General features: G+C 67.6%; 12 protein-coding genes. 5 read left to right on the top strand and 7 right to left on the bottom strand.

Features of this window, described 5'->3' with window-relative positions; all coding sequences use genetic code 11:
* The first annotated feature begins 4 nt into the window (after positions 1–4).
* The 3 genes from DEA06_RS03570 to sucB are packed head-to-tail and all read left to right on the top strand — an operon-like array spanning position 5 to position 4,653.
* Positions 5–1,474, top strand: a complete 1,470-nt coding sequence (locus DEA06_RS03570; protein WP_116646539.1) for a leucyl aminopeptidase — start codon at positions 5–7, stop codon at positions 1,472–1,474.
* Entirely contained in the window at positions 1,471–2,844 is a 1,374-nt protein-coding gene (gene lpdA / locus DEA06_RS03565; RefSeq protein ID WP_116646538.1) for a dihydrolipoyl dehydrogenase, read from the top strand. The genes DEA06_RS03570 and lpdA overlap by 4 nt, the downstream gene beginning before the upstream one ends.
* Positions 2,845–2,898: 54 nt before the next feature.
* On the top strand, positions 2,899–4,653 hold the full coding sequence (gene sucB / locus DEA06_RS03560) for a 2-oxoglutarate dehydrogenase, E2 component, dihydrolipoamide succinyltransferase (protein WP_116646537.1): 1,755 nt from the start codon (positions 2,899–2,901) through the stop codon (positions 4,651–4,653).
* A 37-nt stretch (positions 4,654–4,690) separates the two neighbouring features.
* Here sucB and DEA06_RS03555 read toward each other — a convergent pair whose 3' ends face one another.
* Positions 4,691–5,944, bottom strand: a complete 1,254-nt coding sequence (locus DEA06_RS03555; protein ID WP_116646536.1) for a hypothetical protein — start codon at positions 5,942–5,944, stop codon at positions 4,691–4,693.
* Positions 5,945–6,062: 118 nt separating this feature from the next.
* Between DEA06_RS03555 and DEA06_RS03550 the strand changes: the two genes are divergently transcribed.
* The gene (locus DEA06_RS03550; RefSeq protein WP_116646535.1) at positions 6,063–6,773 is read left to right on the top strand and encodes a DUF4191 domain-containing protein; all 711 of its coding nucleotides are present in this window, start codon (positions 6,063–6,065) and stop codon (positions 6,771–6,773) included.
* 7 nt (positions 6,774–6,780) lie between these two features.
* On the opposite strand, the gene DEA06_RS03545 is transcribed toward DEA06_RS03550, so the two are convergent.
* Positions 6,781–7,173 (bottom strand): RDD family protein, encoded by a 393-nt coding sequence (locus DEA06_RS03545; RefSeq protein ID WP_116646534.1) that lies wholly within the window; start codon positions 7,171–7,173, stop codon positions 6,781–6,783.
* A 132-nt stretch (positions 7,174–7,305) separates the two neighbouring features.
* Here DEA06_RS03545 and glnA point away from each other — a divergent pair, with 132 nt between their 5' ends.
* Entirely contained in the window at positions 7,306–8,730 is a 1,425-nt protein-coding gene (gene glnA, locus DEA06_RS03540) for a type I glutamate--ammonia ligase (protein ID WP_116646533.1), read from the top strand.
* Between the two features lie 269 nt (positions 8,731–8,999).
* Here the strand turns inward: glnA and DEA06_RS03535 are convergent, their stop codons facing one another.
* The 5 genes from DEA06_RS03535 to DEA06_RS03515 form a co-directional block, all read right to left on the bottom strand.
* On the bottom strand, positions 9,000–9,215 hold the full coding sequence (locus DEA06_RS03535) for a hypothetical protein (protein WP_116646532.1): 216 nt from the start codon (positions 9,213–9,215) through the stop codon (positions 9,000–9,002).
* A 183-nt stretch (positions 9,216–9,398) separates the two neighbouring features.
* Positions 9,399–10,013, bottom strand: a complete 615-nt coding sequence (locus DEA06_RS03530; protein ID WP_116646531.1) for a DUF6036 family nucleotidyltransferase — start codon at positions 10,011–10,013, stop codon at positions 9,399–9,401.
* The gene (locus tag DEA06_RS03525) at positions 10,010–10,612 is read right to left on the bottom strand and encodes a helix-turn-helix transcriptional regulator (protein WP_116646530.1); all 603 of its coding nucleotides are present in this window, start codon (positions 10,610–10,612) and stop codon (positions 10,010–10,012) included. The genes DEA06_RS03530 and DEA06_RS03525 overlap by 4 nt, the downstream gene beginning before the upstream one ends.
* 323 nt (positions 10,613–10,935) lie before the next feature.
* Positions 10,936–11,712 carry an ABC transporter permease gene (locus tag DEA06_RS03520; protein WP_116646529.1) on the bottom strand — a complete coding sequence of 259 codons (777 nt, stop codon included), beginning with the start codon at positions 11,710–11,712 and terminating at the stop codon, positions 10,936–10,938.
* Positions 11,709–12,605 carry an ATP-binding cassette domain-containing protein gene (locus DEA06_RS03515; RefSeq protein ID WP_116646821.1) on the bottom strand — a complete coding sequence of 299 codons (897 nt, stop codon included), beginning with the start codon at positions 12,603–12,605 and terminating at the stop codon, positions 11,709–11,711. Before DEA06_RS03515 ends, DEA06_RS03520 begins: the two co-directional genes overlap by 4 nt.
* Between the last annotated feature and the right edge of the window lie 99 nt (positions 12,606–12,704).

Raw genomic sequence — 12,704 nt, 5'->3', positions numbered from 1 at the left:
AGACATGCCGTTTCCCCGTCTCGCGCACAGCAGCTCATCGGTCCGCGAGGCCGATGCCGACGCGCTCCTCCTCCTACTTCCGCATCTCGACGACACCACAGAGATCGACGGATGGCCCGGACTCGCGGCGCAGTTGCGCCGTATCGGGTTCACCGGCGGCGCGGGTTCGTATCAGCGCATCGTCGCCGAAGGAGTCGAGCTCCCCCTGGCCGTAGCCGGGCGTGGACGTAAGGACGACGCCGGATCGTTGCGGGATGCTGCGGGCACGGGGATCAGATCGCTCACCGGGTTCGACCGGGTTGCTCTCGCCGCTCCCGGCGCGGACGGCGACGTCTGGCGACCGCTGGCCGAGGGCGCCGCGCTGGGCGGGTACCGCTTCACGGGGTATGCGATGAAAGCCCCCGCTTCGCGAGCGGTCGAGGTCACCGTGCACACCGAGGCCGCTCCGTCGTCCGAGGATGTGGCCGCCGTGGCGGCGATCGGCGATGCCGTCGCCCTCGTGAAGGATCTTGTGACCACTCCGGCCGAGTGGCTGGGCCCGGCCGATCTGGCAGAACGCGCCCAGGCGTCCGTCGCCGACCTCGCCGTCGACGTGCGTGTGTGGGACGAGGACGCCCTGCGCGCCGACGGTTTCGGCGGGATCCTCGGCGTCGGGCAGGGCTCTGACCGTCCGCCACGCCTCGTGCGTCTCGACTACGCGCCCGCCGGCGCAACGCGCCACGTGGCTCTCGTCGGCAAAGGCATCACGTTCGATACCGGCGGTCTGTCGCTCAAGCCCGCGGCGTCGATGGTGGGCATGAAGTACGACATGTGCGGGGCTGCGACCGTTCTCGCCGTGGTGCGGGCCGCCGCCGCGCTGCAGCTGCCGGTGCGGGTCACCGGCTGGCTCTGCATCGCCGACAACATGCCGTCCGGTCGCGCGACCCGCCCGGGCGACGTGCTGCGGATGCTCGACGGTCAGACCGTCGAGGTGACCAACACCGACGCCGAGGGGCGACTCGTTCTCGCCGACGGCCTCGTGGCAGCGAGCCGCGAGCATCCTGACCTGGTCGTCGATATCGCCACCCTCACCGGCGCCGTCACCGTCGCGCTCGGCACGAGGCACACCGGCGTGATGGGCGACGACGACGCTGTCGCGGATTACCTCGCCGCCGCGGACCGCTCCGCAGAGCTGGCGTGGCGTCTCCCCCTGCCGGAGCACATGCGCGACGAGCTCGACTCCCCCATCGCCGACCTGCAGAACGCCAAGATGGGCGACCCCGCGGGCGGCACGATGTTCGCGGGCCTCTTCCTCGAGCGGTTCGTCGGGCGCGTGTCTGACGACGCGGATGCGGCGCGGATCCCCTGGCTGCACCTCGACATCGCCGGGGTCGGAATGAACAAGGGCGGCGCCTTCGGGTTCACCGATAAGGGAGTGACCGGAGCGGCGACGAGATCGCTCATCGAACTCCTGGCCGCCGAGGCCCAGCGGTGACCGACCACACGGCCGATGTCGTGATCCTCGGCGGAGGCAGCGGTGGATACGCTGCGGCCCTCCGTGCGGCGGAACTCGGAGCCTCGGTCGTGATCGTGGAGAAAGACAAGCTGGGCGGCACATGCCTCCACCGGGGCTGCATCCCCACCAAGGCGCTGCTGCACGCCGGCGAGGTCGCCGACACCGCGCGTGACGCAGCATCCGTGGGTGTGCACGTGCACCTCGACCGCATCGACGCCGCCGGCGTGCGCGAGTACCGCCAGGGCGTCGTCTCGAAGAAGTACAAGGGGCTCCAGGGGCTGGTCAGCGCTCGGGGCATCACCGTCGTCTCGGGCGAGGGTGTTCTCGTCGAGGGGCCGGCGGTACGCGTCGGCGACGATGTCTACCGTGGTCGCGATGTGATCTTGGCGACGGGCTCGTACAGCCGCACCCTGCCCGGCCTGGCGGTGGAAGGCCGCGTGCTCACCAGTGAGCATGCTCTCGAGCTCGACGTCATCCCCGACCACGTCGTCGTTCTGGGCGGCGGGGTCATCGGCGTCGAGTTCGCTAGCGCGTGGCGCTCGCTCGGCGCCGAGGTCACCATCGTCGAAGCCCTCGATCGACTGCTGCCGACCGAGGATGCGTCGTCCAGCAAGGCTCTCGAGCGCGCGTTCCGCAAGCGAGGGATCGTCGCGCGGACCGGCGTGCGCTTCGACTCGCTCACCCAGACGGGCGATTCGGTCACCGTGCGGCTGGAGGAGGGGACCGAACTGACCGCCGACTACGTGCTGGTGGCCGTCGGTCGGGCCGCAGCGACGGAGGGCCTCGGCTACGAAGAGGCCGGCGTCGTGCTCGACCGCGGCTTCGTGCGCACCGATGAGAGGCTCCGGACAGATGTCGCGCATGTCTGGGCGGTCGGCGACATCGTGGTCGGCCCGCAGCTGGCGCACCGGAGCTTCCAACAGGGCATCTTCGTCGCCGAGGAGATCGCCGGACGTTCGCCGGTTCTCATCCCCGACGAGCAGATCCCGCGCGTCGCCTACTCGCGACCGGAAGTCGCGTCGGTGGGCGTCACGGAGGCAGATGCCGTCGCCGCACACGGCGCCGACGCGATCGTGGCGTACGAGTACAACCTGGCGGGTAACGCCAAGAGCGAGATCCTCGGCACCCCCGGTGTCGTGAAGATCGTTCGTAAGAAGGACGGCCCGATCATCGGTGCGCATCTCGTCGGCGATCGCGTCGGCGAACTCATCACCGAGGCGCAGTTGGCGGTCGGCTGGGAAGCGCATCCAGAAGACATCGCACCGTTCGTCCATGCACACCCCACGCAGAGCGAAGCCCTCGGAGAAGCGTTCCTCGCTCTCGCGGGCAAACCGCTGCACACGCTCTGACGCATTTCGCGTCACTAAGCTAGAACCACTTACGGTTTTGAAGGAGACAAGCTCATGAGCACTTCCGTCGTCCTCCCCGCGCTCGGAGAGAGCGTCACCGAGGGAACGGTCACCCGCTGGCTCAAGAACGTCGGCGACACCGTCCAGGAAGACGAAGGTCTGCTGGAGATCTCGACCGACAAGGTCGACACCGAGATTCCCTCGCCGGTCAGCGGCGTCCTCGAAGAGATCCTCGTCCAGGAGGACGAGACCATCGAGGTCGGCGCCATCCTCGCCAAGATCGGTGACGGTTCGTCCGCCCCGGCGTCGTCGGCCCCCGCCGACGAAGCGCCTGCCGAAACGGCCGAGGAGCCCGCCGAGCAGGCCCAGCCCGAGCCGGAGGCTCCCGCTGCCGCCCCTGAGCCGCAGGCCGAGGCCGCTCCCGCCGACTCCGGCGACGCGACCGAGGTGCGTCTCCCCGAGCTCGGCGAGAGCGTCACGGAAGGCACCGTCACCCGGTGGCTGAAGGCCGTCGGAGACGATGTCGCGGTCGACGAGCCGCTCCTCGAGATCTCGACCGACAAGGTCGACACCGAGATCCCCTCCCCCGTCGCGGGCACGCTGCGGGAGATCCTGGTAGCCGAAGACGAGACCGTCGAGGTGGGTGCTGCGCTCGCGCGCATCGGCAGTGGCGCGGCCCCCGCGGCCCCGGCCGAGCCCGAGGCTCCGAAGGCCCAGGCTCCCGCCGCCGAGCCCGCGGCTCCGGCTGCCGAGAAGCCCGTCGAGGAAGCGCCGAAGGCCGAGGCACCGAAGGCCGAGGCACCCGCCGCTCCCGCGCCGAAGGCGGAAGCACCCGCTCCCAAGGCCGAGGCCGCTCCGGCTCCCGCCGACTCCGTCGTCGCGTCGAACGACGAGGTCACCTACGTGACGCCGCTGGTGCGTCGTCTGGCCCAGCAGCAGGGTGTCGACCTCTCGACCGTGACCGGAAGCGGCGTCGGCGGACGCATCCGCAAGGAAGACGTGTTGAAGGCGGCGGAGGCCGCACAGGCTCCGGCCGCCGCTGCACCCGTTGCCGCGACGACCGCGGCTGCATCGGCGCCGGTCGAGGTCTCGCCGCTGCGCGGGACCACGCAGAAGATGTCGCGCCTGCGCAAGGTCATCGCCGAGCGTGCGGTGGCATCGATGCAGGCCACGGCGCAGCTCACGACCGTGGTCGAGGTCGACGTCACCAAGGTCGCGGCCTACCGCGACGCGGTCAAGGCGCAGTTCCAGGAGAAGACGGGTGACAAGCTCTCGTTCCTGCCGTTCTTCGCCCTCGCCGCGATCGAGGCGCTCCAGGCGTTCCCGATCGTCAACGCCACGGTCGACGGCGACTCCATCGTCTACCCCGAGTCGGAGAACGTGTCGATCGCGGTCGACACCGAGCGCGGACTGCTCACCCCGGTCATCCGCGACGCCGGTGGCAAGAACCTCGCCGAGCTGGCGCGTGAGATCGCCGATCTCGCCGCGCGCACCCGCGACAACAAGCTGAAGCCCGACGAGCTGGCCGGGGGCACGTTCACGCTGACCAACACCGGTTCGCGCGGCGCGCTGTTCGACACCCCGATCGTCTTCCTCCCGCAGTCGGCCATCCTCGGCCTCGGCGCGGTCGTGAAGAAGCCGGGTGTCGTCTCGGTCGACGGGAAGGACGCCATCTCTGTGCGTTCGTACGTCTACCTCGCCCTCTCGTACGACCACCGCATCATCGACGGAGCGGACGCAGCCCGCTTCCTCGGGGCAGTCAAGGCGCGCCTGGAGGCCGCCCAGTTCGAGGGCCAGCTCGGCATCTGAGAATCGATCCTCCCGGGGTTCACCGCCCCGCCGAGGCTCAGGATGGCGCATCGGTGACGTCGTGTACGTCGCGGATGCGCCATCCGTCTGTGGTCTCGACGACCGTGATGATCTGCGTGCCGCGGCCCGATAGCGAGTCGACCCGGGCGACGACGATTCCCCCCAGGTCGTCGAGGAGCGTGGCCCGACGGGCCTCCGCGGGGTGATCGATCACGCCCGCGGGGAGCTTCCGCGCCGGATCTTCCAGCACCGTCGCCAGACACGCGATGTCGCCGCAGGCGATGCGGCGATCGAGAAGCTCGGTTGTGACGGCGGCGAGATCGCCAGTCACAGGGGCCGGTTCATCCGACGACTGCCCTCCGCCGTCGGTGTGGGTTGCAGAAGCCTGCGGCGCCGGATCCGCTGCCGGGTCGGCGTCGTCCCCGTCGGTGGGCCAGAGCAGCCCGGCCACCACGACAAGGCCCGCGATCACGACGGCGATGACGATCGGCCGTCGGCGAGACGGGGATCGACGGATGCGGCGGACGATGGCATGCACCACGTCCGACGCGGTGTCGGCGAGGTCTGCGTCCATGTGAAACGCGAGGCGTCGCCAGAGGGACCGCTCACGCGGCGGCTGATCGGTCTCGGGGGTCGGCGTGAGATGTCTTGCCCGCCGCGGGCCGAAGACCTCGGTCAGCAGGGGCTCCGGCTCGGCGCACGCGAAGAGCACGTCTTCGCACTCCGCGTCGATCCGCGCTGCATCAGCTTGCCGCGCGGCATCGGCGACGTCATTCAGGGTCGCGCCGACACGCGTGCGCGGCAGGCACTCTGCCATGGTGGTCAGAAGACGCGCGGACGCTTCGCGAGCGGTCTCGTGGCCGACCCCCTCCACGAGAAGCGGCCGACCGTCGTCGGTGAGCCACCACTCGCCCTCCGCGCATTCGTTCCGCAGGAGAGATGCCGACAGGCCGCGAATGATGCTCACGGCGATGGTGACGGCTTCTCCGCCGGCGACCGGTGCGCCAGCATCCTGCCGCCTCTGCAAGAACTGCGTCACACTCTCGGTGAGCACGGGAAAGACGGCGTCGTGACCGTCTGCGCGACGCACGATGTCGACCGGCGCGAGAAGATGCGCGTGGTCTTGCGCACTCCATCCGGGCAGGTCGGCGACCGCCGAGCGGTCGGCGAGCATCATCGTTCGCCCGTCCACGCTCTCTGCGATCCTGGCGTCGAACGGACTCCCGGGTGGCTGCACCGATCGCACGGTGCGGAAGGTGTCGAATGCCTGCGAGATCGGCGGGGAGAGCATGTTCCGATGCTCGTCGTCCGCGTCGCGCGAGGAAGACGATGATGCTCAGAAGTGCATGATCGGTCACCCCTCCACGGCTGGGGAGGAGACGACGCGGCGCGAAAGCTAGAATCGAACCATGGCCGCTCGACCCACCGCTCCTGAGAAGCGCCCCAATTTCTTCTCCCAGCTCCGCACCCTGTTCACATTCACGCGGGATGCCTACAAATGGCTCCCCTACGTGCTGGCGGGCATCGTCGTTCTGGGTATCGCCCTGGGCATCGGCATCGGATTCCTGATCCCGCCGTTCGCGATTTGGAGCGTCATCCTCTGGGGCTTCACCGGCCTTCTCGCGGGCATCCTGGCCGCCATGATCACGATGACGCGGCTGTCGACCAAGGCCATGTACCGCAAGATCGACGGCATGCCGGGCGCCGCGGGGCACGTGCTCTCGACGTCGCTCGGTCGTCACTGGCAGGCGTCCGAGATGCCGGTGGGTGTGAACCCCCGCACGCAGGAGGCCGTCTACCGCGCCATCGGTCGTGGTGGCGTCGTTCTCGTCGGCGAGGGTTCGCGCGGCCGTCTCACCCGTCTGGTGAACGAAGAGCGCTCGAAGATCCAGCGCGTGGCCTCTGGTGTGCCGGTGACGGTGCTCTATCTCGGGCACGGCGACGACGATGTCGAGGTGAAGAACCTCGCCTCGGCGATCAAGTCGCTGCCCAAGAAGGTCGACCGTGCGTCCATGGCCGCGGTCATCAAGCGCGTCGACTCGGTGTCGCAGTCGCTCGCGTCGCTGCCGATCCCGAAGGGCATCGACCCGACGAAGGCGCGCGCCCCGCGTCCGCGCTGATCCTGCGTCAGCGGCGTACGAGGACCGTTCCGACGGCCTTGTCGTGCAGGCCGCGCTGATCGGCGTCCCAGATCACCGCGGGAATGACGAGGATCAGCAGCACGGTACGGATCACCGGTTTCCACAGCCCCACCCAGCCGCCGTCGAGGCGCTGCAGGCGCAGACCGACGAGGCGGTGCCCGGGGCTGCCCTGGAGGGTCGGCAAGAAGACGATCTGAATCGCCGCGAAGATCACGAAGATCGCGACGGCGTCCCACGCGAAGAATCCCGAGATCAGGTAGGCCGCGCCGTAGTCGATGAAGAGAGCACCGACGCGTCGACCGAGGCGCGCGACCGATCCCGGGCCTTCTTTCGGGTATCCGAGTCGATCACCGGGGAAGTCGGACGGGGCGAAGGTCATCCGGCAAGCCTAACCACGGGCTCGTAACATCCCGGAAACATATGGGACACTGGCGAGCAATGCCCTGCCGATAGGTTCGACTGGTCAGGCCTAGCGGCCGGCACATCCCGATTCGCTACCTCTGGAGTCTTCATGTTCAAAGATTCGTCCGAGGTTCTGCGCTTCATCCAGGAAGAGGACGTCAAGTTCCTCGATATCCGTTTCACGGATCTCCCGGGTGTGCAGCAGCACTTCAACATCCCCGCGGCCACCGTCGACGAGGAGTTCTTCACCGTCGGACAGCTGTTCGACGGGTCCTCGATCCGCGGATTCGCGAACATCCACGAATCCGACATGCAGCTCATCCCCGACGTCACCACGGCGTACCTCGACCAGTTCCGCGAAGCGAAGACGCTTGTCATGGTCTTCGACATCTACAACCCGCGCAACGGCGAGATCTACTCGAAGGACCCGCGTCAGGTCGCCAAGAAGGCTGAGAAGTACCTCGCCTCCACCGGCATCGCCGACACCGCGTTCTTCGCCCCCGAGGCCGAGTTCTACATCTTCGATGACGTGCGCTTCGAGGTGAAGCAGAACTCGAGCTTCTATTCGGTGGACTCCGAGGAAGGCGCCTGGAACACGGGCCGCGAGGAAGAGGGCGGAAACCTCGCCAACAAGACCCCCTACAAGGGCGGTTACTTCCCGGTCTCCCCCGTCGACAAGACGGCTGACCTCCGCGATGACATCACGCTGAAGCTGATCGAGGCGGGCTTCGAGCTCGAGCGCTCGCACCACGAGGTCGGCACCGGCGGTCAGCAGGAGATCAACTACCGCTTCGACACGATGCTGCACGCGGCCGACGACATCCTGAAGTTCAAGTACATCGTCAAGAACACTGCTGAGCAGTGGGGCAAGGTCGCGACCTTCATGCCGAAGCCGCTCTTCGGCGACAACGGCTCGGGTATGCACACCCACCAGTCGCTGTGGCAGGACGGCAAGCCGCTGTTCTACGACGAGACCGGATACGGCGGGCTCTCCGACGTCGCGCGCTGGTACATCGGCGGTCTGCTGGCCCACGCGCCCGCGGTGCTCGCGTTCACCAACCCGACGCTGAACAGCTACCACCGTCTGGTGAAGGGCTTCGAGGCCCCGGTCAACCTGGTCTACTCGGCCGGTAACCGCTCGGCCGCGATCCGCATCCCGATCACGGGTTCGAACCCGAAGGCCAAGCGCATCGAGTTCCGCGCACCGGATGCTTCGGGCAACCCGTACCTCGCGTTCGCGGCTCAGCTGATGGCAGGCATCGACGGCATCAAGAACCGCATCGAGCCGCACGAGCCCGTCGACAAGGACCTCTACGAGCTCCCCGCCGAAGAGGCCAAGAACATCCCGCAGGTTCCGAACTCGCTTCTCGACTCGCTCGAGGCGCTTCGCGCAGACCACGAGTTCCTCCTCGCCGGCGGCGTGTTCACCCAGGAGCTCATCGACACCTGGATCGAGTACAAGATCGAGAACGAGATCCAGCCCATCGCGCAGCGTCCGCACCCGTTCGAGTACGAGCTGTACTTCGGGGTGTAGTCAGCCCGCAGCAAGCCGTGGCTCAGCCGGAGCACAGCGCGACTATCCCGTAGACGCAACCTGACCGGCCCGAGTCGCCCAGAGCCCCAGTAACTATTGGTTCCTCCCGTGGAGGTACTGGTTGCTACTGGGGTTCTGTCGTTCCCGAAGTAACGCGGCGGATGCTACGGATTGGCACGGGCGAACCGCGGGGCGTCGACAGAAAGTGCCAAGAATGTGGCGGCTTGAGGATCTCGTTCGCCTTTCGCAGCTCGGCGTTCTCCCTCGAGCTACCTGATCCGCTGCGCGGGCTCGGTAGTGACACCCGGCTTGGTGCCGGAGTCGACCTCGAAGCGGCGCTGCCAGAGACGTAGCGTCTCCGGACTCATCGCGAGCAGCCCAGCGACGTGACGGAGCGCGCTCATCATGTTCGGGTGCTCCGGCCGCGCCTCCGCGAGCATCCTGAGCGCCCGCTCACGCATCTCCGGCAAGTACTTCCTGTTCATCGAGTTCCATCCGGGGCTGCTGCAGGAATAGCCCGCACGAGAAGTGATCGATGCTGCAGGAATAGCCCGCACGAGAAGTGATCGATGAGGGGCCCTCTTTCGCTCACACTGTCGCCCAGCCCTGCCAAGCGCCGAATCCTGTGCGAAATCTGCACATGTTGGGTCGGGCGGTCGATTGGGTCACTAAGTCGGCCGACGTGAGGGCGCGTCGTTCCAGAGTGGATCCCCACTCCAGGCTCGCTTGAGCACACGCTCCGCCTCAGGCCTTAGCCATTCGTTGAGGTCGACATCGTGCGGTGCACCCCAGGCCATGCTGTCGCGACCCAAAATTGCGATCGCCTCCGGGACAATCGCGTCGGCATCCCGATAGCCGAGGTAGCGGACGCAGGCGGCAGCGTCGTCGACGTCCTTCGCACGCATCGCAGCGATCTTCATCGCAAGCAGGTATCGCGGTGACGCAACCCGGACCCGGTGCCCCGGGAGGTCGAGCAGTGCAGCCTCGGTGTCCTTCTCGTCATCCATTCCCGCGAGAAAAGCGAACGCGCGCGAGTTCAGCCACGCCGGGTCGAGATTGAGCTCGTCCGCTATCGCTTCCGCAATGGACATGATCCTCGGGTCGGGATTGAGCAGCAGGACGTCCAGGTCGGGGGTCATCCGCGGGCGTTCAAGTTGAAGGGTCAGGGCAGCGCCACCGACGAGGTACGCGTCGACCCGGACGCCTTGCTCCTCACATCTGCTGACGAGCTCAGAGATGAGACCGCCGACCTGGTCCGCGCGGATCATCCGCAGCTCTGTCATGCAGTCGTCCAGTCGCGGTCGCGCGTGAGGATATTCTTCGCGAGAAATCGCGGCGGAGTCTGCGCCCGGAGCCTGGCCCGGTACTCATCACCCGGATCGTCGCTTGTCAACATCGTGGGCTCGCTCAACGGAGGGACGTTGTCCATCCACAGTTCCGGCGTGCCGCCGATCATCTCGATGGAGTAGGCCATCCCGGTCGCGAGAAGAGTGTCCCATTTTCGGTCACCGGTCGACGCAGGTTCCTCGACGGCCCACCGCGGCAGGCCCCCCTCCGGGAGAGCACCGAGCGCGCGGATACGACCGGCAGCCTCAACCATGTCGAGCATCGCGGTCCAGTCCTCGCCCCTGCGCAACCACCCCCTTATCGACTTTGCGATCTCGCGAGTCGGAATGAGCGACGCAGTCGGGGAACGCTCGATCTTGACGGTCCACCCAGACGCTTCCAGGGCAGCGGTCATCGTCTCCCATCCAGGGTCGGAGGTCGCCGCCTCGATCCGACTGATCGTCGACTGCTCGATCCCGCTGCGCCTCGAGACCTCCGCCTGCGAAATTCCAGCACGACGACGCGCATCGCGTAGGAGGGTGGACGGACTTGTCATAACACCATGCTATGCGTGCACGCATAGATGATCAACGCACGCGCCGAGACCGATGATCGCCTAGCGTGGACGAGGCGCACGTGGAAGGTCAGATGTTCGGAGTCTCCGAGCAGCAGCAGCAGTCGCCTGCTCGCGGCTAGGTGTCCATTGAGTGTCCAGAAGCTACCCGAAGTGTCCACGAATAAGACCCCGATCAATACCCCGCTTCCCCGGAATCACGGGGTTGTCCGCACCTTCGCCCAACACGAGCTGTACTTCGGGGTCTCACGTGGGGGAAAGCTACCCGAGACCGTTCCACGGGCGCTCTCCCCCGGCGGCCCGCCTCAGGGCTCGCGTCGAGCCGTGCGCCACAGCCCGAAGGCGAGCGGGATTCCGACCCAGATCAGCACCGACACCAGCAGCTTCGGCCAGTCGTCGGCGGCCATCTCGCCCGTCATGAGGGTTGTGAAGGTCACGCTCGTGTCGAGCCATTGCGCGGGTTCACCGAGCGACTCGACCGTGAGGGTGAGCACCGTCCACACCGTGGGCAACCCGAGGTACGCCACGATCGCGATCGGCGTGCTCAAGAACGCGAGCCCGAACGCGACCCCCTGAATGACGAGCAGCACGAGCGCGAGCGCTGTTCCGGCTACCACTCCCCCGTCGAGCGCCCACGATCCGTCGCCGCCGAGCCACACGATGCCGATGAGGTTCGCGAGCGCGCTCGCCCCGAGCGTCACGACCATCATCGCGACGCCGAGTGAGCTGGCCGAGGCGATCTTCGCCGCGTTGACGCGCGTGCGACGCGGCTCGAGCACGAAGGTCGTCAGAGCCGTGCGCGCCGACCACTCGCTCGTGGCCGCCATCACGCCGATCAGCGGAAGCAGCAACAACTGCCCGGTGGAGGCCGCCCCCGTGAGGTTCGTCCACGTGACGAACTCCGACTCGGCGGTGAACAGGTTGAGCGCGATGAACCCGGCGCTGATCACGGCGATCGACACGAGCAGCCAGAGTCCGGCGCGGGTGTCGAGTTGCTTGCGCAGCTCGACGGCGCAGAGCCTCAGAAAGGGGATCCGCTGAGAAGAGCGGATGCGGGGGACGGCAGGGGTGAGCGTGGTCATGCGGACACATCCTCTCGCCCGTGCTGGGCGGTCATGGAGAAGAACAGTTCTTCGAGCCCGGCGTTCGCCGAGGGACGAAGGTCGGTCACAGCGATCGCGGCGGCGAGGGCGAGCCGCCCGACCTCCTCGACGGTTGCCGAGGTCGTCAGCCCCGTCGGCGTCGTCGTCACCTCGAACCCGGCTGTGGTGAGGGCGCGGCCGAGTTCGGCGTTGTCGAGGCTCTCCACCTGCGTGCCCTTCGTCGCGAGAAGGTCGGCGGCGCTCCCCTGGGCGAGGATGCGACCCTGCCCGATGATAACGAGGTCGTCTGCGACGGCCTCGATCTCGAGCAGCAGGTGCGACGACAGCAGTACGGTGCCGCCGCGGGCGGCGAAGGAGGTGAGGAGTTCCCGCATCCATCGGATCCCGGCGGGGTCGAGTCCGTTCGAGGGCTCGTCGAGGATCAGCACGTCCGGGTCGCCGAGCAGGGCGCTGGCGATACCGAGTCGCTGACGCATCCCGAGGGAGTAGCCGCGCACGCGCGAGGCGCCTTCGCGGGTGGTGAGCCCCACGACTTCGAGGAGTTCATCTGCTCTGCTCGCGGGCAGGCCCATGAGGTGAGCCGAGATGGCCAGGGTCTCGCGACCGGTGCGACCCGGATGCTGGGCGCTCGCGTCGAGCAGCATTCCGACATCGCGCCCGGGGTTGTCGAGCGCGTGGAAGGGCACGCCCAACACCGTGCTGGATCCCGACGTCGGAGCGGCGAGACCACACAGCATCCGCATGGTCGTCGACTTACCTGCACCGTTGGGGCCGAGGAAGCCGGTGATCCGGCCGGGGAGGGCCGTGAACGACACGTCATCGACAACCGCCTTCGCGCCGTATTTCTTGGTGAGGTTCTCTGCGGTGATCATGTGTTCCAGCGTCGCGCGGTCACGCTCCCCGCACATCGGAGCGCGGTCTCGGTCGCCTCCTCCTTTGGTCGGAGGCGACCGAGCCGAAGGGGTGAGCGG

Source organism: Microbacterium sp. Gd 4-13, assembly GCF_003095395.1.
Lineage (GTDB): Bacteria > Actinomycetota > Actinomycetes > Actinomycetales > Microbacteriaceae > Microbacterium.
The sequence above is the reverse complement of the archived record's forward strand: the minus strand, read 5'-3'. Positions and strand labels throughout refer to the sequence as shown.